This is a genomic window from Acidicapsa dinghuensis (assembly GCF_025685685.1).
In the GTDB taxonomy this organism is placed as follows: domain Bacteria; phylum Acidobacteriota; class Terriglobia; order Terriglobales; family Acidobacteriaceae; genus Acidicapsa; species Acidicapsa dinghuensis.
This window is the reverse complement of the sequence record NZ_JAGSYH010000001.1, coordinates 707,733-728,220: the sequence shown is the minus strand read 5'-3', so window position 1 is coordinate 728,220 and position 20,488 is coordinate 707,733. Positions and strand designations below refer to the sequence as shown.

Annotated in this window: 16 protein-coding genes; 12 read left to right on the top strand and 4 right to left on the bottom strand. The window is 55.9% G+C overall.

Annotated elements, in window-relative coordinates:
• The first annotated feature begins 579 nt into the window (after positions 1-579).
• From dnaE to OHL22_RS02840, 5 genes are all read left to right on the top strand, one after another.
• Positions 580-4,101, top strand: coding sequence for a DNA polymerase III subunit alpha (gene dnaE, locus OHL22_RS02860; RefSeq protein WP_263332980.1), 3,522 nt, complete (start codon positions 580-582; stop codon positions 4,099-4,101).
• 16 nt (positions 4,102-4,117) lie between these two features.
• Positions 4,118-5,095 (top strand): aldo/keto reductase, encoded by a 978-nt coding sequence (locus tag OHL22_RS02855; protein ID WP_263332978.1) that lies wholly within the window; start codon positions 4,118-4,120, stop codon positions 5,093-5,095.
• 121 nt (positions 5,096-5,216) lie between these two features.
• The gene (locus OHL22_RS02850) at positions 5,217-6,062 is read left to right on the top strand and encodes an acetyl-CoA carboxylase carboxyltransferase subunit alpha (RefSeq protein WP_263332976.1); all 846 of its coding nucleotides are present in this window, start codon (positions 5,217-5,219) and stop codon (positions 6,060-6,062) included.
• A gap of 42 nt (positions 6,063-6,104) precedes the next feature.
• Complete coding sequence (locus OHL22_RS02845; RefSeq protein ID WP_263332974.1) at positions 6,105-7,286, top strand: CPBP family intramembrane glutamic endopeptidase; 1,182 nt, start codon at positions 6,105-6,107, stop codon at positions 7,284-7,286.
• 117 nt (positions 7,287-7,403) lie between these two features.
• Positions 7,404-8,819, top strand: a complete 1,416-nt coding sequence (locus OHL22_RS02840; protein ID WP_263332972.1) for a hypothetical protein — start codon at positions 7,404-7,406, stop codon at positions 8,817-8,819.
• A gap of 575 nt (positions 8,820-9,394) precedes the next feature.
• On the opposite strand, the gene OHL22_RS02835 is transcribed toward OHL22_RS02840, so the two are convergent.
• Positions 9,395-10,276 carry a hypothetical protein gene (locus tag OHL22_RS02835; protein WP_263332970.1) on the bottom strand — a complete coding sequence of 294 codons (882 nt, stop codon included), beginning with the start codon at positions 10,274-10,276 and terminating at the stop codon, positions 9,395-9,397.
• Positions 10,277-10,591: 315 nt separating this feature from the next.
• On the opposite strand from OHL22_RS02835, the gene OHL22_RS02830 reads away from it, so the two are divergent.
• The 3 genes from OHL22_RS02830 to OHL22_RS02820 all read left to right on the top strand — a co-directional run bounded on the left by OHL22_RS02830 (position 10,592) and on the right by OHL22_RS02820 (position 14,229).
• Entirely contained in the window at positions 10,592-10,942 is a 351-nt protein-coding gene (locus OHL22_RS02830) for a PadR family transcriptional regulator (protein WP_263332968.1), read from the top strand.
• Positions 10,939-13,674 carry an ABC transporter permease gene (locus OHL22_RS02825; protein WP_263332966.1) on the top strand — a complete coding sequence of 912 codons (2,736 nt, stop codon included), beginning with the start codon at positions 10,939-10,941 and terminating at the stop codon, positions 13,672-13,674. Before OHL22_RS02830 ends, OHL22_RS02825 begins: the two co-directional genes overlap by 4 nt.
• A 375-nt stretch (positions 13,675-14,049) precedes the next feature.
• Complete coding sequence (locus tag OHL22_RS02820; RefSeq protein ID WP_263332964.1) at positions 14,050-14,229, top strand: hypothetical protein; 180 nt, start codon at positions 14,050-14,052, stop codon at positions 14,227-14,229.
• Between the two features lie 70 nt (positions 14,230-14,299).
• Here OHL22_RS02820 and OHL22_RS02815 read toward each other — a convergent pair whose 3' ends face one another.
• Positions 14,300-14,920 carry a TetR/AcrR family transcriptional regulator gene (locus OHL22_RS02815; RefSeq protein WP_263332963.1) on the bottom strand — a complete coding sequence of 207 codons (621 nt, stop codon included), beginning with the start codon at positions 14,918-14,920 and terminating at the stop codon, positions 14,300-14,302.
• 105 nt (positions 14,921-15,025) lie between these two features.
• On the opposite strand from OHL22_RS02815, the gene OHL22_RS02810 reads away from it, so the two are divergent.
• Both OHL22_RS02810 and OHL22_RS02805 read left to right on the top strand, forming a co-directional pair.
• Positions 15,026-15,700: a DUF2306 domain-containing protein gene (locus tag OHL22_RS02810; protein ID WP_263332960.1), complete on the top strand. Its 675-nt coding sequence runs from the start codon at positions 15,026-15,028 to the stop codon at positions 15,698-15,700.
• Entirely contained in the window at positions 15,700-16,389 is a 690-nt protein-coding gene (locus OHL22_RS02805; protein WP_263332957.1) for a hypothetical protein, read from the top strand. Before OHL22_RS02810 ends, OHL22_RS02805 begins: the two co-directional genes overlap by 1 nt.
• Before the next feature lie 23 nt (positions 16,390-16,412).
• On the opposite strand, the gene OHL22_RS02800 is transcribed toward OHL22_RS02805, so the two are convergent.
• Together OHL22_RS02800 and OHL22_RS02795 are read right to left on the bottom strand one after the other, a co-directional pair.
• Positions 16,413-17,234, bottom strand: coding sequence for a TIGR00282 family metallophosphoesterase (locus tag OHL22_RS02800; protein ID WP_263332954.1), 822 nt, complete (start codon positions 17,232-17,234; stop codon positions 16,413-16,415).
• 87 nt (positions 17,235-17,321) lie between these two features.
• The gene (locus OHL22_RS02795; protein ID WP_263332953.1) at positions 17,322-19,118 is read right to left on the bottom strand and encodes a lysine--tRNA ligase; all 1,797 of its coding nucleotides are present in this window, start codon (positions 19,116-19,118) and stop codon (positions 17,322-17,324) included.
• A 412-nt stretch (positions 19,119-19,530) separates the two neighbouring features.
• Here OHL22_RS02795 and OHL22_RS02790 point away from each other — a divergent pair, with 412 nt between their 5' ends.
• A complete protein-coding gene (locus OHL22_RS02790; RefSeq protein WP_263332952.1) occupies positions 19,531-19,932 on the top strand; it encodes an AtpZ/AtpI family protein in 402 nt (133 codons plus the stop codon).
• 9 nt (positions 19,933-19,941) lie between these two features.
• The gene (locus tag OHL22_RS02785; RefSeq protein ID WP_263332950.1) at positions 19,942-20,433 is read left to right on the top strand and encodes a hypothetical protein; all 492 of its coding nucleotides are present in this window, start codon (positions 19,942-19,944) and stop codon (positions 20,431-20,433) included.
• Positions 20,434-20,488 lie beyond the last annotated feature (55 nt).

Genomic DNA, 20,488 nt, shown 5'->3' with positions numbered 1-20,488 from the left:
ACGTGTGCCGCTCTTCCGATCCAGGCTTGACGCGAGGTGTTTTAGGCGTCCCTAGATAAACTTCGCCTTGTGGATGGCGGCTTGATCGGCGGTAGCGAACTTTACTGAAAAAGTGGCGTTGGCAATCGACACACTCCCAAGGGAAAAAACCGAACAAGTGCATTACGCGATGCTTCAAGTCCTTTTTGCGCTTAAGGCGTCGGCTGGAAGTTGATCCGCAATGTGGACACTCAGGATTCATGCTGAAGCCCTTAATCATTTTCTTTACGCTGTTGTAGCTGGTTTAATCTTCCCGAAATTATCTGCTGTCAAACACTCACAAAGCTGCAATGACGTAGACGGCAAAACACTGCTACTGGTTGCATGTGAATTACCAAAGTTCGTGCAAGCAAAGCTAACAAACTCTTAATTTTAGCATCCACATAGCGATCATCTGTCAGGATTTTTCCCCTCTTTCCCGCGATCTGCTTAATCGGTTCTGGGAACACATTTTTGCCTGTTTTTCCTCAACTATGTAGGTCTACAACTTGATGCGGATCGATGCAGCGGTTCCAGGCAACGCCTAGAATTGACTCTGTCATGGCTGAATTTACTCACCTTCATCTGCACACGGATTATTCCCTGCTCGACGGAGCTTGTGACGTCGACAAACTTGTTCAACGGGTTGAATCCATCGGTCAGAAATCGGTTGCCATGACCGACCACGGCAACATCTATGGTGCAGTGCACTTCTTTGACGCGGCAAAAAAGAAGGGCGTTAAGCCAATCCTGGGATGCGAGCTTTACGTCTGCAAAAATCAGGACCATCGCGCCGATCCAAGCGGGGACAAGTACAACCATCTTCTGGTTCTCGCTCAGGATGAAGAGGGCTATCGCAACTTGGTTCGCATTACCTCCGAGGCGTCGGTCCATGGCTTCTACAAGAAACCGCGCGTCAGCAAGCAATATCTTGCGGCACATTCAAAAGGGCTGGTCGGTTTTTCCGGTTGCTTGTCTGGAGAACTGAGTGAACAGCTCATCAAAGGCGATTATGACGCCGCACGTGCCACTGCTTTGCAATATCAGGACATCTTCGGAAGCGGCAACTTCTATCTTGAAATCCAGGATCAGGGTCTGGATCTTGAAAAGAAGATTCACGCCGATCTCTACAATCTGGAGCGCGAGCTTGGCATTCCTCTGGTCGCGACCAACGACTCGCACTATCTCTGCGAAGACGATCACAAGCCGCACGATGTAATGCTCTGCGTGCAAACTGGCGCGAAGGTGCAGGACCGTGACCGTTTCCGCTTCGATGCGGACCAGTTCTATGTGAAGACAGCGGACGAGATGGCGCGTTTATTTCCAGACCGTCTCGATATTTTGCAGCGCACGCAAGAGATCGCCGAGCGTTGCAATCTCAAGCTGAGCAAAGTCGATAACCCATTCCCTGAGTTTGCCGTTCCCGAAGGGCACACCATCGACAGCTACTTCGAGCAGATCTGCCGCGATGGTTATAAAAAGCGTCTTGATACTGCGATACGTCATCTCGAATCACGCGGCCTGTTGCGCAATCCGCTTCATGTCTATGAGGCCAGGCTCGAGCGCGAGATCAACATCATCAAGCAGATGAAGTATTCGGGCTACTTTCTGATCGTGTGGGACTTCATTCGCTACGGGCGCGAGAACGGCATTCCCGTCGGTCCGGGCCGCGGTTCGGCTGCCGGTTCGCTTGTTGCCTACGTCATGGAGATCACCAACGTCGATCCGATTCAGAATGCGTTGCTCTTCGAGCGATTTCTGAATCCGGAGCGCGTATCAATGCCCGATATTGACGTGGATTTCTGCATGAACCGCCGCAGCGAAGTCATCGACTATGTGACGCGCAAGTACGGACGCGAGCAGGTGGCGCAGATCATCACATTCAACACCATGGCCGCAAAGGCCGCGATTAAAGACTGCGGCCGGGCCATGGATATGCCCTATGGCGACGTCGATCGCATCGCGAAGCTGATTCCGGCAACCATCGGCATCACGATTGATAAGGCACTTGAAGAGCAGCCCGAACTGGCGAAGGTTTACAACTCCGACGTGCAGATTCGCGAGTTGATTGATACGGCCAAGAAGCTGGAAGGTCTCGTTCGCGGATCGGGTGTCCATGCCGCGGGAGTAGTGATTGCGCCGCGTCCGCTGACAGAACTCGTGCCCATCGCGAAGACTAAGAACGACGAAATTGTGACCGCCTACGACATGAAGGCGATCGAGAAGATGGGCCTGCTCAAGATGGACTTCCTGGGCTTGACCACGCTTACTGTCATTACCGACTGCCTCAAGTTGATCGAGCAGAATCGCAGCGTCAATCTCGACATCGAGACGATCCCACTCGATGACAAGGAGACCTACGAAAAGGTCTTTCACCGTGCGCTGACCTCGGGCGTCTTCCAGTTTGAATCGGGCGGCATGCGTGACGTGTTGCGGCGCTACAAGCCAGAGTCTATCGAAGACCTCACCGCTCTCAATGCTCTTTATCGTCCGGGTCCGATCCAGGGCGGCATGATCGATGACTTCATCGAGCGCAAGTGGGGCAGGCGCAAGGTCGAATACATGCTGCCTGATCTTGAGCCGCTGCTCAAGGAGACGCTCGGCGTCATCGTCTACCAGGAGCAGGTGATGCAGATCGCCAACGTGCTCGCAAGCTATTCGCTTGGCGAAGCCGATCTATTGCGCCGCGCCATGGGTAAGAAAGATCCGGCAGAGATGGCCAAGCAGCGCGACCGCTTCATGCAGGGCGCCGTGGCGTTGGGGCATCCGAAAGATACGTCGGTCGAAATCTTCGACCAGATGGAGAAGTTTGCCGGATATGGCTTTAACAAGTCGCACTCTGCGGCGTATGCGTTGCTCGCCTATCAAACGGCGTATCTCAAGACGCACTATCCGGTGGAATTTATGGCTGCGCTCCTGACCTCAGAAATTTCGAAGCCGGAGAACGTGGTCAAGTACATCCAGGAATGCAAGGAAATGGGCATCGCCGTTGAACCGCCCGACGTGCGGCTCTCAGGCGCGCACTTCACGCCGAGCGGCGATGCAATTCGTTTTGGACTGACGGCGATCAAGAATGTGGGTGGCAACGCGATCGAATCGATTCTCGCCGCGCGACGAGAGCTTGAAGCTAAGGGTGAGAACTTCACCAGCATCTGGGAATTCTGCGAGAAGGTTGATCTACGCCTTATGAACAAGCGCGTGATCGAATCGCTCATCAAGGCCGGCGCGCTCGACTCGATGGGTACGCGTGCGCAACTGACAGCCAGCATTGACCGCGCCATCGAGCGCGCGCAAAAGGCGCAGAAAGATGCCGAGCACGGCCAGCATGGCCTCTTCGGCCTTTTCAGTGAGCCTGTTGGAGGCGGGGGCAAACGCGACGACCTGCCGAACGTTCCCGATTGGGATGAACATCAACGCCTCAACTCTGAAAAGGAAGTACTCGGTTTCTTTGTCTCAGGTCATCCTCTCGATAAGTATCGGGAGAAGCTGCGCAACCTGCCCGGCGTGATTGATACTGCGACCGCGCTGGAAATGAAACCGTCGCCTCCGCCGAAGTGGGGGCAGCAGCGCGGTCCGGAAGATGAGATTCAGGTAGCCGGAGTGCTGGTAGGCATGCGACCCCAGAAGAGTAAGCGAACGGACAAGATGTATGCACAGGGACAATTGGAAGACGCTACTGGCAAGATTGAAGTTGTCTGCTTCCCCAAGGACTACGAGCGGCTCGCGGACAAGCTCAAGACAGAAGCCGCTGTGCTGTTGCGCGGCGCTCTCATCGGCGAAGAGGATTCCGCGCCGAAGATCTCCATCACTGGTTTGCAGCCGTTGGATGAAGTACAGGTGCGTCTGCCTACCGGAGTACGCCTGCGCATGAATTTGGAGCTTGCCAGCCGTGAATTGTTTGCATCGCTCAAAACGCGCATGGATGCGGCCCCTGGACCGGGTAAAGTGATGATGCATCTTGAGAAGAAGGGCCAGTATGACGTGATTCTGGAGCCGGCGGCAGCTTCGGTTGCCGCGGATCGGGCCTGGATTGAATCGGTGGAAGAGTTGCTGGGACGAGGCGCTGTACAAGTAGTGAGCTGATTTCAGGAGTTAGAGAGTGCGTTACCGCCGTCTCGGTCATGGGCCGCTGGAAGTATCGGAGATCAGCTTCGGCACATGGCTCACCTTTGGTGATTGGCTGCAGACAAGCAACTCGATTCGTAGCGTGCATGCGGCGCTCGATCTTGGCATCAATCTCTTCGATACCGCGAACATGTATGCAGCGGGCAGGGCAGAGAAGGTGCTGGGCAAAGCGCTGCGCACGTCAGGTCGCTCGCGCAATCAGTACCTGATCGCTACTAAGGTCTTCAATCCGGTAGGTCGTGAGAAAGATCGAGGACTGTCGGCAGCTCAAATCGCAAAACAACTTGATCGCTCTCTTCAGCGGCTCGGAACGGATTACATCGATCTTTATCAATGCCATCGTTACGACAAGGACGCGCCCTTAGAAGAAACACTGGAGGCGCTGGATCGTGCAGTGAAAGCAGGCAAGGTTCGCGCCATCGGCTTGAGCGAATGGCCAGTCGAGAAAATTCAACTGGCAGCCGAGTTAACCAGTGCTCATGCCTGGACTCCCATGACATCGAGCCAGCCGCAGTATTCGTTGCTGTGGCGCAAACCTGAGAACGCAGTCTTCGCGGCCTGTGCAGAGCATGGTTTGGGTAACATCGTCTACTCGCCTCTGGCGCAGGGAGTGCTGACCGGCAAGTATAAGCCCGGCGAGAAACCGCCCAAAGGCAGCCGCGCAGCAAACAACCAAAAGAATCAGTTCATGGAAACCAACGGCCGGCATTTTCGCAGCGATTTTCTGCTGGAAGCAGTAGCAAAGCTGAATCCGATTGCGGCCGATCTCGGTATTACGATGATCCAGCTCTCGCTGGCGTGGGTGCTTCGCCGTCCGGAAGTCTCGTCCGCCATCGTTGGAGCATCGCGGCCAGAGCAGTTGGCGGGCAGCGCGGTTGCGAGTGGCGTTGTTCTGCCGCCCGATGTGCTGGCTCGTATCGATGCAGCGTTGGGTGATGTTGTTTTGCGCTGAATATGTTTCATGGTGCGACCGGTAAGGTATATTTTTGCAATCATTTGTCGCTTTGGCCTCAGCCCCGTAGAATCGATAAGGACCGTTACAGCGTTGCGGCCACAGGCATTATTGAAACTTCATGAGCGAAACGACCCATAGCAGTTCCCCTCAGGGTCAGCCGGGAACGCCGGCGTGGACCAAAGTTGAGCGCGCCAGGCACCCAAAGCGGCCTTATCCAATGGACTTCATCGAACGTCTCTTTACCGACTTCAGCGAGATTCATGGCGACCGCGCCTTTGCAGACGATGAAGCTGTAGCCTGCGGCATGGCACGGTTTCACGGTCACGAGGTGTTGGTGATCGGCAACCGCAAGGGCGGCACCACCAAGGAGCGTGTACGGCGCAACTTCGGCATGCCAAATCCCGAGGGTTATCGCAAGGCGTTGCGCGCGATGAAGATTGCCGAGAAGTTCAACCGGCCCATCATCACTTTCATTGATTTGCCCGGGGCATTTCCCGGCCTTGGCGCGGAGGAGCGCGGTCAGGCGGAAGCAATTGCGCGCAACCTGATCGAAATGGCCAAGTTGCATGTGCCTACGATCGCCATCATCTCCGGCGAAGGCGGCTCCGGCGGAGCGCTGGCGCTGGCCTTGGCTGATCGCGTCTTGATTCTCGAGAACGCGCTCTACTTCGTAATTACTCCTGAAGCCTGCGCCGCCATTATGTGGCGCGATGCGGCGCACAAAGAACGCGCAGCCGAAGCGATGCGCATTACCGCGCAGGAAGTAAAGGAACTGGGTTGCGTCGATGACATAGTTCCCGAGCCTTCAGTAGGCGCACACGAAGATCGGGATGCAGCCTTTGAGTCGCTTGATTCCTGCTTGCTGTATCACGTCGAGCAGTTGCTTGCCATGCCAGAACAAGAGCGCCTGGTGCAGCGGCGAAACAAGTTCCGCAATATAGCCCAGTTTTATACGGAAGTCTAAGCATGCCGGGAGCCTGCCAACCTGCAAAGCGGGGAGACGAGCATGACGACTGAGTCCGCTGGCGGAAGCGGATCTGTGCCGCCGCCTTTTGCTGCGCCGCAAAGTGCTCCCTCTACGCCTCCTCCGTTTCAGGCTGCGCCTCCAGCGATGGCGCCACTGGTGTTTCCGGCTCCTTCTGTGCAGCAGTCGCGCAATGCAAAAGCAATCCGGCAATTCGGCCATTTCATTTTTGCCGTCCTGTTTTTCTTTCTTGCTCGTTTGCTTGCACGGCACGGTGCGCGTGGGCTGGTTTCAGAGGATTGGGTACCTCTGGTCGAACAGGCCATGTTTGCCTTCTTGCTGATCTTCGGCTTTGCCGGGCTGGGGTTTTCACTTGACCAGCAGCTTCACCCAATCAGCCAGCAAGGATTGGGGTTTCGCAAAGGCTGGCTTGGCGAGCTTGGCCTGGGTGTAGCTGTCGGGTGGGCGATTGCCATCATCTGCGTATTGCCGCTTGTGTTCTTCGGCGGCATTGTCATTCACACCAGCTTTAGCCGTTTGGGTTTCGAATGGCTTCTTGCGGACGCGGCGTATTTCCTTCTTGGCACGCTGACGGTTCAGGTCGCTTTTCGCGGGTATCCATTTCAGGCGGCGATTCGTTCTATCGGGGAACTGCCTGCTACGCTGATGCTCTCGGTGCTCTACGGCATTCTCTATGCTTCTTTGCCGGGAGCTGGCCGGGCAAGCATGGCGGTTTGCATTGCGATTGGACTGTTGCTTTCCATGTCGTATTTGCGTACGCGAGCGTTATGGCTTGCCTGGGGTACCCAGTTTGGCTGGGATGCTTCCCGGGCGCTTCTATTCGGTTTGCCGGTGCGAGGAATCAGTACGCATTCGCCTGTGCTGCAGGGTATCCCCACGGCAAGCGTCAGCCTGAGTGGCGGCAGCTTTGGTCTGGACGGAAGCTGGTTCGCTTTTGTTGTGCTGCTGGTTGCTTTACCGGTCGTCTATCGTCTCACGCGCGATCTCAGCTTCGAACACAACGCGCCGGTGCTGGAACCCGGCGGATTTCCGGTCGATATTGATTCCGCGGCGCGCCGGCAGCATGAGGCTGTGATGGGACCCACGGAACCGCCGATACAACCACTGGTACAGATTCTTCCAGCAGCCGCGCCGCCTCCGGCGCAAACGCCAATTTCCCCTCAAGCCCCTGATTCCTTGCCAGATTCTATTCAAAAACCGTAAGTATTTTGGGAGTGGTCAGGTCTATTTGACTCTACCGGCTCTTGCTTCCTGTCATCCATCGGCGTTACGCTGTGGCGCAAGGTGTGAGTTCTCTGCTCACGCGCTTGGAGGCCTGGCATGGCGCGCCGCAAGCGGTTTCCGACACTTCCTCTCATTATTCTCTGCGGCGTCGTGGCTCCATTGCCGAACCACGACAATACCGCCTTTGCACAGAAGCAAATCATTATTGTGAATACGCAGCAGCAAGGCGGCATTGCGATTGATCGCCGCTATGCGCAGATTGAGCCAACGAAGGTCAATCTCTCGGCTCAGCCAATCGATGCGCGCGGACACCAGGATATTCTTCGCGTACTGACTGCCGAGCAGGGCTTTGCCATGCGCCCATTACCGCGCGGCAAAAAGGGGTTGACTCTTGAGGCCAACGGCAAACTTAGCCCGGCGGGCATGCCGTATGTGAATCAGGTGAACGAGCAGGGCCTTTCAGTGAAGCCCGGCGGCCGTATTGTGATCTCGAACATACGAATCGAAAAAGAGAAGATCGTCTTCGACATGAATGACGGTCCTGACCGGAAACATGAATTTCTACGCCACGTCGAGATTGGCGTGGGCGGATCGGGTGCGACCAATCCCATCGTCCAGGATGATGGTACGGAGCCGACTGGTACACGTGTCACGCTAGTCTTCCATAAATACGTGCCTGAGGTGACGCCGGCTCAGGTGAAAGCTCTGCTGTCTCCGCTGATCTCGTTTGATATGAAGACGCCGGTGCAGGCGTATACCGACACGCTGCCGCCGCAGTTGAAGAAGGCGATTCTCGATCACCATGTGATGGTGGGCATGAACACCGACATGGTGCTGTATGCGCTGGGGCATCCGGATGACAAGTCACGCGAGATCGAAGGCCAGACGCCGTTTGAGGAGTGGATCTACGGCCATCCGCCAGAGGACGTGACGTTTGTGCGCATCAACGGGAACCGTGTGATTCGCGTGGAGATTGCCCGGACGGGCCAGCCGCTCGAGATCTACACAAAGGATGAGGTTGAGGGCCTGATGACTACCGACGGCAGACCTGTGCTGGCGGCAGCAACGCAGCAGCACACGATCGAGCTTGGGGATGTGCATCGCAATGCCGATACACAGGCTCCAGCACCTCCGCCGACGCTGCGTGCGCCGGGCGAAAAACTGCCAGATGACAAGGACTCGAATACGCCCGGCACCATGAACCGCGAAGGGCCGATGAAGCCGGTGATCTTCCCGAAAGACACAACGAACGATCCGGCGCATACGGTGGATGCTCATCCGGAGAAAAAGCAGCCGGCGCAGTCTTCAAGCTCGACGACGAATTCTGATTCGGCAGCGAAGCCAAGTTCCGATACGAAATCTGGTTCTGACGCAAAGCCAGATTCCAAATCGAAAGATGATGCCAAGCCTACCGATAAGCCGCGCCCGGACTATCCGGGGGATACGAAGCCTGGAGATACCAAGCCGCAATCCAACTTTTACTCGTCGCAGGCTCAGCCTTCGTCAAGGTAATTGCTGAAAATAAATGAATTGTTGGCGAGGAGGGGGTAATTATCCCTTGAAGACATGTAGAAAAAAAATATGGCAAACCTTGGGCGGATCATGGGAAAGATCATTCTGCGTGCGTTTCTAGCTCTTTGTGCTGTAGCTCTCTTCGTCGTTTTTTTTATGCGGGAGCGTGTTCACAGGCCGGGTCTCGGAACAACGATCTCGGTGTTACTCCTGATCTCTACGGTGTGGTTGCTCGTGATTGAAGTATCCGAGTGGCGCGCAAAGCGTTCTACTGATCGGTCCGAGCGGATTGATATAGGTGAGTCGCAAGATATTTAATTCCTCGTTGTGAGGGGATAATTTCCGAGGAGGGGTTAATTATTTTTCCTGGCATTGTCGGATTCGATAATGTTTACTGAAATGCTAATGGAATAATATTAACGGTTTTGACCTTCAGCCGATAAGTTGAAAGTCAGCCGCAGTCACCACTCCATTGTGCAGGAACGAAGCTTAATTGTACGCAAACGATGCTGTGCAGAAGCTTCAGCAAGGGAGCTGAAAGCCCCCTTGCTTTCTCGACAGTGATTCACTTCTATTTAGCGCGTTCCTGAGGCCGGAGCGATTCCTACGACCATCTCTGTGCCGCCATCCAGCTGGATGTCTTTCTTAGCGCCGAGCAGAACCGTAGAGACCCGGGCCATTCTTGGATCCTGTTCTCCAGGAGCATTATTTGCCAGGAGGACGCCCGGAACCGCAGTGGTCGCGATGGCAATTTGACCGGATTTAGCGATTACGGTTCCGGCTGGTGGTGCGCCGGCTGTGGTTGGAGCGCTGCCTGTCGCACCGCCCGCATTCGGGGTCGCTCCGCTCTGGGGTGAGGTGCCCATTCCGGCTGAGCTTCTATTGGGAGCGACACCCGCGCTGGAGGGGCCGGCTGCCGAGCTGTTACCAGGTCCAGCCATGCGTGAGCTTGCTGCGGCGGAGGGCCCTCCAGAGGCATCCGCGCTCCCTGCCGGGGAGATGGACTGAATCTGCGACTGAATGGGCAGCGTCTGGCCGCCTTTTAACTCGATCTGATCGAACTTTAGAGCGACCTGAGAGTTTGTACCCGACTGGCTGGCCTGAACTCCGATTATATGTCCCTTGAGCTTGGAACCTTTTGGAATCTCAGTTCCGTCTGCGGTTTTCACAGACGACTTGGTTTGAATCACGACGTCATCCCCAGCTTTTGCAGTGCTGGAGTCAAGCTTGCTGACTAGCTCACCGCTTACTGCGCTGAGCGGTGCGGCAGGTGCTTCTGCGGCTTGTGGCGCGGGACTTTGCGTGGCAGGATTTTCAGGTGCTGAAGGGCTCTGAGAGGACGGGCTTTGTGGGGTGGCTGGTGTGGTTTGTGGACTGGTCGGGGGTGCCTGCTGCGCCCAGAGTGGAGCGCTGGCAAGGACGAAAAGAGCTTTAAGTAGAGCTGTATTTGCCTTCATTCGGAGTCCTCCATGGATACACACTCCCGCGTCCAAATGCCCCAACGCGGTCGCCTCACTTTTGCAACTACGGTGCCAAAACGAGAATCTTGGGCGTTCGTTCCGCAAAGGAATGGAGGAGTGGGAGTTAATTCCAGAAAGACTCATGGACGATGATTTGGGAGGATTTTCAGGCAGGTATTGTCTACATCATCGTGTATTTCTTACGCGGTGAGAATTGCATGGCCCGTCGTTGCATGTCGATCGGCAGTAGCAAAAAACTCAAATATGCCTTGACCTTCTACATATCCAGGCATATATGTAGAAGCCAAAGGTATGACGACTGAAAATCGCTTCGATCTCCCGCAAGGCACTCTCGATCTCCTGATCATGAGGATTGTTGCGCTAGGCCCCATCCACGGCTACGCCATCGCCCAAAGGATTCAACAGATGTCTCGCGAAGCGTTGCAGGTGCAGCAGGGATCGCTCTATCCCGCTCTGCATCGTCTCGAATACAAGAAACTGCTCAGTTCCAATTGGCAGCCCTCCGAGACCGGACGTGAAGCCAAGTTTTATGAGCTCACCGTCAAAGGCCGAGCCCACCTGAAAACCGAGACGGAGAACTGGAAACGCCTTACCGAGGTGGTAGGCCTCATTCTCAAAGGAACCCTGGAGGGACTCTCATGAGTTGGCTTCGAAGACTGTTTGCACGCAGGCGCATGGAGATCGATCTCGATAAAGAACTGCGATTCCACTTCGAATCACAAGTGGCTGATAAGGTGCGCTCCGGTGTCACGCGGAGAGAAGCCCGCAGACTCACGCGTCTGGAGTTCGGCGGCATCGATCAGATCAAAGAGGAGTGCAGGACGAGCAGGGGAACACTCTGGCTTGAATCGATTGTGCAGGACGTCCACTACGGCCTGCGTCAGATCATGCGCTCTCCGGGATTGTCCATTGTGGCGATTCTCTCGCTTGCGTTGGGAATCGGGGCGAACACCGCCATTTTTACGGTGATCGATGATTTGCTGTTGAAGCAGTTGCCGGTTCACAATCCGAAGATGCTTGTTTCATTCGGTGATGGAAGCGATGCGGGAATTATGGCATCCTCCAGTCCCGGTCCGTATGACATCTTTCCGTACGATTTCTATCGACGAATCTCCGGCAACCAAAAGGCGCTGGATGGAATCTGCGCGTTTGCAAGCTTTACGAATCAGGTGAGTGTACGCGCGGGTTCGGGAGCTCAGGGGCCAGCAACGCAGGCGATCAGTCATCTTGTTTCGGGATCATTTTTCAGCGTGCTGGGAGTACAGCCTCTGATGGGGCGTGTGTTAACTGCGGAGGATACAGCGGTTGAGGGAGCCAATCCCGTTGTAGTCATCAGCTATCACTATTGGCAGGAAAATCTTTCAGCGGATTCGAATGTTATTGGGCGCGTGCTCACAATTAATAACACGTCGTTCATGATCGTTGGAGTGACGCCACCGTCATTTTATGGCGTGACATTGAGCGAGGTGACACCCGACTTGTGGCTGCCTATTACGATGCAGCCACAGGTGATGATGCGCCCCTCTCTGATGAAGCTTGGTGGGTTGTTCTGGATCGATATCATGGCGCGCCGAAAGCCGAACGTCTCCGTTGCGGAGGCTCAATCGTGGGCAACCGTCGAGTTCCAGCGTTTTCTGACCGAGCGGGAGGGAGCGCAAATTTCCGGGCGAAGACAGAAACAGATCAGCGGCACATTCATTCCACTGCTGCCCGGTGGAGCGGGTCTCTCCGATGTACGGCAGACTTATCAGGTGCCCTTGATGGTACTGATGACCATGGTCGGCGTTGTGCTTTTAATCGCATGCGCTAATCTCGCAAATCTGCTGCTGGCTAAGGCGGCGTCACGCGAACGCGAGTTCTGTGCACGGCTGGCACTGGGGTCGAGCCGAGGTCGAATTGTGCGTCAGATTTTGATTGAGGCGCTGATGCTAGCGCTTGTCGGCGGTACGCTAGGGCTGGCCGTTGCTTTCTGGTCCACGCGCGCGATTATTCACTTTATCGATGGCGGAGCTGCATATACGGCGTTTTCTGCAACGCCGGATGCGCGAGTGCTTCTGTTCACGCTTGCGATTTGTGTTGTGACAGCGATTTTATTTGGGATTGCACCCGGCATACGTGGTTCGCGAACCGACATGTCGGGAGTCCTGACTGCAAGCGCCCGAACCGCAGGAGGCGGGGCTGCACGGTCGCACCGAATACTTCCAAAGGCACTGATTGTCACACAGGTAACTCTCTCGGTTGTACTGCTTACACTTGCAGGGCTGCTGTTACGAACCCTACAGAACCTGCGTGGGAAAGACATAGGGATGGATCGCAGCCATGTACTTCTCGTCAACACGAATCCTAAATTTGCTGGTTATCAGCCCGAGCGGCTGAATGCACTGTATGACCGCATTCTCAATCGGATCGATGCACTTCCCGGGGTACGTTCCGCGAGTTTAGCCGGCTCGCCGCCGTTACAGTACGGCACCTGGGGATCGCCGATTGATTTGGATGGCCGGCCTACGCCGCCCAATGAAAATATCAGTACGCTGCTTAACCGCGTATCCACAGGCTACTTTGAGACACTTGGCATTCCGCTGCTTCGCGGCCGGACGATTCAATCACTCGACAGTGCCAATGCACCCAAGGCCGCTGTGGTGAACCAAACATTCGCAGATCGTTACTTCCCGAACCGCGATGCAATTGGACATACTTTCACAATCGCTGATCCAGAGGCTCCAGGTGTCTGGCATATCGTAGGAATCGTGCGCGATTCCAAGCATAGAGATCCAGCGGAAAAGCCGGAGGCTTTTGCCTATCTAGCCACGACACAGCTTTCCGGCGAAGACCAGTATGCGTACTGGCTGCAGGTCAGAACCGACGGCGATCCCAGCCAGCTTACCGGCGAGGTCCGTGGTGCGCTGGCAGAAATTGACCCGAATTTGCCAATTCTGAAAACGCAAACGATTGAAGAGCAATTCAATGGTCTGATCGATCAGCATGCCTTCATTTCGGAATTGGCTGCTGTCTTCGCGGCACTCGCGCTCGCCCTGGCCTGCATAGGGCTTTACGGAGTGATGACCTACAACGTGGTGCGGCGCATGAGTGAATTTGGCGTTCGAATGGCATTGGGGGCTTCAAAAGGAATGCTTATTCGGCTGGTGCTGAAAGAAAGCTTTTACCTGCTCGCGATTGGAGTTCTGCTTGGCATTCCAGCGAGCCTGGCAGCAAGCCAAGCCATCAGGGCAGGCTTGTATGGCGTAAATCCAACAGATCCGCTTACGCTGGCCGCCGCTACGTTGGTCATCAGTGCATGTTTACTCTTCGGCGCTTATATGCCGGCGCGTAGAGCGGCGGGCATCGACCCCATTGCTGCGTTGCGATACGAATAGATTTTCGAAGAGGTGTAGAGCGCCAAAGTTATTGGTCCATGTCTTTCAAGATTTGTCGCGTATGCATGACCTTGATTGAGGCTCAAAAATTGGCTTGTTGGTAAGTCTGATGTGATGGCCCCGCATAAATTGAGGCTTTGAAGTTGATCCGCTGCCTACTGTCGTTAGTGGGTTTTCAGTATGGTTTCGTGTAAACTGAGGGGAGCGAGTCGACCGTTTTTCCTGCCAGCGGTAATTCCCTTGAGAAGGTACATTGGCGCAGGTTCCGGATGATTTTTCGGGATCGGGAGAGACTGTGGCCGCGCCGTCGAAGCCGCCTGACCGTACGGATCGGGTGTGAGCCGAGAGCAAATCAAAGGAGAGAAATCAGGATCCATGGCCAAGATTGCAAAAACAGGCGACCGTAAGAAAGCAATGGACACGTCGAAGTCGACGGATTGTCCGAAGTGTGGCAAACCGACCCGCATCGTAAAGCGCGTGAAGGACCGTGAGCGCGAAATCGCCGGCGGAATGTACATCTCGTGCTCCGCATGCGAGTTTTACGAGAAGCTTTAAGAAGCGATTGAAATTACGAAAACAGCCCGGCGAAAGCCGGGCTGTTTTGTTTTCGGCGTCATGGAAGGGATCATGTTAAGACCTTGCGTGCGAGTTCAAGAATGACGGCTTCGGCTTGCGTTTCTGTGAGAGTGCTCTCAACGAGTGCGTCAAAAAACTCAAACGATGTCAGTGCGGCCAGAGAGGCGATCCTTGTATTCGATTGCGTATTGGAATCACCCGATCCTTGCCAGCGGCTTACGATGCGGGTTGCAATCAGTGTTCGGCGTTGATTGCGCGCTGCGATGACAGCGCCGAATTCGGGATCGATTGCGCCGATGCCGTGGATGCGGCGGAAGAGTACCCGATTGCGCGCCCAGAACCCGCAGAAGACGTGAATAAGCTGCTCCAGCATTGCCTGCGGCGAGGGTTGCATCATCGCTTCGCGCATTCGCTCCATGCCGCTGTCGAGCGCGATCACGTCAAAGAGAGCTTCAAGCAGGGCGGTCTTGGTGCCAAAGAGATTGTGGACGGTCTGCCGCGTGAGTCCGCACTCGGCCGCAAGAGAGGACATGGTGAACTGGCGAAAGCCATTTGCCTCAAGCTGTAATCGCGCGGCGCGCAGGATGTCGGCTCGGCTCTTGTCCATCTGCTCCAGGCGTTTACCGAGTTCGTAGGGACGCCGGGGTTCTTCGATCTTGCTGGTGGCCATTGCAATTGATTGTATGTCGCTAAATTTAGATTGACAATATGTAAAACTAAATCTAAAGTAAGAACCGTAAAGCGCCGCCAGTGCGACCGGCGCCAGGAGTTGCAGATGGCAACCAGCGGCCAGAGTTGGCAGGAAAGTATCAGGTGGGGCGGTTTTCCGCTGTGGATGAAGGTTGGCTTCTGGGGGTGCATGCTGATCGCTGTGGCGGTCGTGCTGCGCCGGGCCGTTTCGCTGTTGAGCGGACCGGGCGCGGGCGCGCCGCCGCAGTTGCAGGCGCTTGATAACTACTTCGCGTCGCAGGCTCTTCTCACATGGACCCACATACTGTGCGCGTTGGTGTTCGTGCTTCTTTTCCCGCTGATCTTCTGGCGGAGAACTGCAAACTCCGGACTGCTGGCGCGCATATTTTTTGCGCTTGGTCTCGTTGTCGGGCTAACTGCATATGCCATGAGCGCACATGCGGTTGGTGGATGGCTCGAACGATCCGCCGTTCTCTTTTTCAATTCGTTGTTTCTTGTTTGCTTGATCATTGCTTTCCGCAAGCGCTTTGGAGATGAGCCGGAGCGGGCGAAACCCTGGATTCTGCGTTCGGTGGCGATTGTGCTGGGCATCGCTACCACGAGACCGGTGATGGGTGTTTTCTTTGCAACATCGCGGGTGACACATCTGACGCCGCAGCAGTTCTTCGGCATAGCATTCTGGATTGGTTTTTCCATCAACACCATCGGCATGGAACTCTGGCTGCGTCTGCGCCAGCCGTTTCTGAAAGGGAATGAATGATGAACAACGCAGTCGTGGTACCTACACACAAAGGGCCCAATCCGGGCATGCTGGCGGTTCTTTACACCTTGCTGTTTTGCATCGGGCTATATCCGGTAACGATGTTGTACAAGATGCCGTACTGGCCTGGGCCATGGGAGCAGGCTTCGACGATCCTCTCGTACTTTCAGTCATACGGAGACAGGGCTCTGTTCTGTATAGTTCTGCAGTTTGGCGCGATGGTCTGTCTCGGCCTCTTTACTGCGACGGTGGTGAGCCGGCTGCATTTTCTGGGTGCGCGGGCGGCGGGAACGTACATTGCCTTGTTTGGCGGCTTTCTGGTGGTCGCTGACTCATTCGCCGGCACCATGGCGATGTGGGCGATGCTGAGGCCGCCGGTGATTGGCGACTCGGCAGTTGTAATGGCTTTGTACTATCTCGGTTTTGGCCTGGGAGGGCCTGGGTTTTCAGTGCCCATGGGGCTGCTGATAGCCGGTGTTTCGGTTACAGCGGCGTTCATGAAGCTGTTGCCGAAGTGGGTGATCGTTTTCGGGCTGGTGCTTGCGGTTGCTGGCGAACTGAGCTGGTTGCAGCTTGCGTTTCCGAAGCTGATCTTTCTGATTCCGCTGGTGCGCTTTCCCGGATTTATCTGGCTGATCTCAGTTGGCTTCATGCTGCCGAAGTCGCGCAAGGCTCCGTTGGCGGCGTAGCCGAGCTGGCCACGATTTGAGTTTTATTCACCGAGCATGAGGCGCTGGATGCGCTGGGCTTTGCCGGTCTTGGGGTCGCAAGTGATGACGGCGGCGCACATCTTGGGGTTGCCGGTGGCAGCTTCAAACTTGCCGGGCATGCCGGTAAGGAAGCGATTCAAGACAAGCTGCGTTTCGACGCCGATTACTGAGTCGTATGGGCCGCTCATGCCTACGTCGGTCTGGTAGGCTGTGCCGCCGGGCAGTACACGCTCGTCGGCTGTTGGGATGTGCGTGTGCGTGCCGACGATGCCGGTGACGCGGCCATCGAGATGCCAGCCCATGGCCACTTTTTCGCTGGTGGCCTCGGCGTGGAAGTCGACGAAGATGATGCGCGCACCGCTCGATTTGCGGATGTTTTCGAGGATTTCGTCGGCGGCGCGGAAGGGATCGTTGGTGCCGTTGATGAAGACCTTGCCCATGAGGTTGACGACGGCGTAGGGCGTGCCTTGATCGGGGCCTGCTGCAATGAGTCCTTCGTAGACTCCGTAGCCGGGCAGGCCAGCCTGCAAGTTGGCGGGACGCAGGACTCGTCGTGCGTGCTCATGGCTTTCAGCAGGGACTGACTTCATGTAGTCGATGAGCTCGCGCTTGTCCCAGACGTGGTTGCCGGTGGTGATGACGTCGGCGCCCCAGTCGAAGAACTCTTCGGCGAGTGCCGGTGTGATGCCGAAGCCGCCTGCTGCGTTTTCGCCGTTGATGACGGTGAGGTCGATCTTGTGAGAGTCCAGAACATGCGGCAGATGCTCGCGTACGATGCGGCGTCCTGCGCTGCCGAAGATGTCGCCTACGAAGAGAATATTCATTCAGTAGAGATCAGAGATCAGGGGTCAGAGATCGGTTGAAAGTGAGCAGTGGACAGTGAACAGTGGGCAGGGAACAGTGAATGAGCATCAGTGAGTGTCGCTTTCTGATCTCTGATCTCTGATCTCTGACCCCTTTTCCGCGCGCATCAAGGGAAAGAGGATCACATCGCGTATTGATTTCGAGCCGGTGAGGAGCATGGTTAGACGGTCGATGCCGATGCCTTCGCCGCCGGTGGGAGGCAGGCCGTAGGTGAGGGCGCGGACGTAGTCTTCGTCCATCTGGTGAGCTTCGTCGTCGCCGCCTGCGCGCTGGGTTAGCTGGTCTTCGAAGCGCTTCTTCTGCTCGACGGGGTCGTTGAGCTCGCTGAAGGCGTTGCCGACTTCGAAGCCGCCGATGAAGAATTCGAAGCGCTCGACGACTTCCGGGTTCTCGGGGCTTTGTTTGGATAGCGGCGAGACTGCGGTGGGGTAGTCGTAGATGATGGTGGGCTGGAAAAGGTTGGGTTCGACGATGGTTTCGAAAAGCGAATAGATAGTCTTGCCGATTTGTTCATTCTTCTCTGAAAGAGACATAAATACATGCAAAACACCACCAATACGCCTAGATTCGGCGAAGTTCAGTCGCGCTTCTTTATCGTGCTTCTGCCAATCGATGAAGTCTTGATCTTCGCGGTCAACTACAGAGCCGACCGAATAATCAGAAAGATCTGGACGTTTGTAACGTGCAGCCATGACTTGCATAAGCTTAGTTTGAGCCTCATCATGGCTTTGGTATAGCTGTTCGTAGACTAGATATAAACGCGACACAGTGGCAAAAAGACTGTCTTTTGAAGCAAAATCTTGAGTTTGCGGCTTTGGGTTTGCTATCTCGGGCCAGTAGTCGATGATTGCCTGAATCATCGACAGCCGCTGCCACTTCGCGAGATCGATGGTTTGCTCGTTGTACTCGATGACCGTGGTGCCGTTGACTTCCTGCGCGACATACGCGATTAGTTCTTCCGTGAGCGTCATCAGGTCGTGGTAGTTTGCATACGCCTGATAGAACTCCAGCATGGTGAACTCGGGATTGTGCTGGGTGCTGACGCCTTCGTTGCGGAAGTTGCGGTTGATCTCGTAGACGCGGTCGATGCCGCCGACTACCAGTCGCTTCAAATACAGCTCCGGCGCGATGCGCAGGTAGAGATCCATATCGAGCGTGTTGTGGTGGGTGGTGAAGGGACGCGCTGCCGCGCCGCCCGCGATGGGCTGCATCATCGGCGTCTCGACTTCGATGTATCCGCGGGTATCGAAGAAATTGCGCACCGCCTTGAGGACCTTCGCGCGCTTGATGAAGACTTCGCGGGAGTCGAGATTGGTGAAGAGATCGACGTAGCGCTGGCGGTAGCGCGCCTCGACGTCGGCGAGGCCGTGGTACTTCTCCGGCAGCGCGAGCATGGCTTTGGAGAGGAAGGTGAGCGTCTCGACGTGGATGGTGAGCTCACCGGTGCGGGTGCGGAAGAGGTATCCGGAGACGCCGATGTGGTCGCCGAGGTCGAGCAGCTTGTAGAGCGCGAATGCCTGTTCGCCAACGGCGTCGAGGCGGACGTAGATCTGCAGGCGCTGGCCCTGCTGCTGGAGCGTGGCGAAGCCTGCCTTGCCCTGCTGGCGGATGGTGATGATGCGTCCGGCGACGGCAACGCGTGGACGCTCGGTGTCGGGCAGCTCATTCAACTGCTCGGCGGGAATGCTGTTCCATGTGGCGCGAATGTCCGCGATCGGGTCGGCCTGCTGGTTTTCTTCGGCAGGGAAGCGGTTGGGATAGGCCGACTGGCCGAGGGCTTCGATGGCTTTCAGTTTTTCCTGGCGAAGCGCAAAGAGATTGCGCTCAAACTCCGACTCAAACACGTGTCTTTCCTTTTCGCGATGTCAAATATAGAACCACGATGAAAGCCTCTCCCACGGCTATTTCTGTGAACATGGCCGGGTAGTCGATAACCACAGAAAATCTGGAGCTATCGCTCTTCGGTGGTTTGAACAAAGGGGCATGCCATCGCGAAATTCGTTGGGGGCCCCAACGAAGCCCGTCGTAGTCGTAAATGGGAGAAACCTCTACCCATGGCGGAAATAGTGACGGGATTGCAAAGATCGCAAAAGCTAGCCATATGAGAAGCTTTTCCTTGCTTGTCAACAGAAGCACGATACTTCCTAAGGGCTTATCAAGTGGTTTGTGCGACGTCAGTATAGTTTTATCACTATTGGTGATATTCCACTGCGCGTGGACTCGCGCGCATGGTCTCGATTGTGTATAACCGGAGGGATGCCCGAGGATCCTAAAACAACCGGCGACGCGAACGAGTACGCGAATAGGGAGGCAAACAGCGAAAACTGGACGCCCCGACGCGGCGGCCAGGCATCTCCCAGCCGGTCGGGTTCGATGAAGAGTCTGGCGCAGGCCGAAGAGCTGATGCAGATCGCTTTTGTGCTGCCGAGTGGCATGCTGCTTGGCTGGGGCGCGGGCTATGTGGCTGACAAGATCATGCACACGCACTGGGCGACGGTGACAGGGCTGATTCTGGGCATTGTGCTGGGCATGGTCAGCGTGATCCGCACGGCGACGGCCGCGATGAAAAGACCGGGAACGGAAAAATCGGACGCGAAGATGCTCGGTTCGAGCAAGTCTGGCTCGAGCGAATCAGGCAGGGCAGGCAAAGATAGCTAAGCAGGGGTAATGAGCGAGAGGATAGCGAATTCAGTGGAGCATCCGATTCTGGAGCTCACGGATGAGAACGTTGCGGCGATGCTGCGCCGGGTGGTGCGGCTGACGGCTGGGCTTGGGGTCGCGGCGGCGCTGGTTCTGTGGGTGGTAAGCGGCTGGCAGACGGCTGCTTTATTCGCTGTGGGCGCGACGATCTCGATTGGCAGCATCTACGAGTGGGCGCGGCTGATTCGGATGGTGATGGCCCGGATGGACCGGTTTGAACAGATAGATCAGATAGATCAGATGGAAGGCAAGTCCGACGCCCAGCCTGCCAACGCCCGCAGAGTTGGGCTGGGACCGGTGGTCGTGATCCTGCTCTTCCTGATGCGTCTGACGATCGCTGGAGTGGCTATTTATGTTAGCCTAAAGTGTTTCCATGGCTCGCCGATCGCGTTGCTCTGCGGACTGGGCCTGGCATTAGCCGGGCTGGTTTGGGAAGCGATGCGGGTTCTAAGAGGATAAGCCGCGTTCGCGCGGATAGCTTCTCGATTGCGGACAAACCGCGCCACAAGCCAAA

Bases quoted from the DNA above. Each gene is read 5' to 3' on its own strand.
- dnaE (WP_263332980.1), top strand. From the start codon at position 580: ATGGCTGAATTTACTCACCTTCATCTGCACACGGATTATTCCCTGCTC.
- OHL22_RS02850 (WP_263332976.1), top strand. From the start codon at position 5,217: ATGAGCGAAACGACCCATAGCAGTTCCCCTCAGGGTCAGCCGGGAACG.
- OHL22_RS02845 (WP_263332974.1), top strand. From the start codon at position 6,105: ATGACGACTGAGTCCGCTGGCGGAAGCGGATCTGTGCCGCCGCCTTTT.
- OHL22_RS02840 (WP_263332972.1), top strand. From the start codon at position 7,404: ATGGCGCGCCGCAAGCGGTTTCCGACACTTCCTCTCATTATTCTCTGC.
- OHL22_RS02835 (WP_263332970.1), bottom strand. From the start codon at position 10,276: ATGAAGGCAAATACAGCTCTACTTAAAGCTCTTTTCGTCCTTGCCAGC.
- OHL22_RS02830 (WP_263332968.1), top strand. From the start codon at position 10,592: ATGACGACTGAAAATCGCTTCGATCTCCCGCAAGGCACTCTCGATCTC.
- OHL22_RS02825 (WP_263332966.1), top strand. From the start codon at position 10,939: ATGAGTTGGCTTCGAAGACTGTTTGCACGCAGGCGCATGGAGATCGAT.
- OHL22_RS02820 (WP_263332964.1), top strand. From the start codon at position 14,050: ATGGCCAAGATTGCAAAAACAGGCGACCGTAAGAAAGCAATGGACACG.
- OHL22_RS02815 (WP_263332963.1), bottom strand. From the start codon at position 14,920: ATGGCCACCAGCAAGATCGAAGAACCCCGGCGTCCCTACGAACTCGGT.
- OHL22_RS02810 (WP_263332960.1), top strand. From the start codon at position 15,026: ATGGCAACCAGCGGCCAGAGTTGGCAGGAAAGTATCAGGTGGGGCGGT.
- OHL22_RS02805 (WP_263332957.1), top strand. From the start codon at position 15,700: ATGAACAACGCAGTCGTGGTACCTACACACAAAGGGCCCAATCCGGGC.
- OHL22_RS02800 (WP_263332954.1), bottom strand. From the start codon at position 17,234: ATGAATATTCTCTTCGTAGGCGACATCTTCGGCAGCGCAGGACGCCGC.
- OHL22_RS02790 (WP_263332952.1), top strand. From the start codon at position 19,531: ATGCCCGAGGATCCTAAAACAACCGGCGACGCGAACGAGTACGCGAAT.
- OHL22_RS02785 (WP_263332950.1), top strand. From the start codon at position 19,942: ATGAGCGAGAGGATAGCGAATTCAGTGGAGCATCCGATTCTGGAGCTC.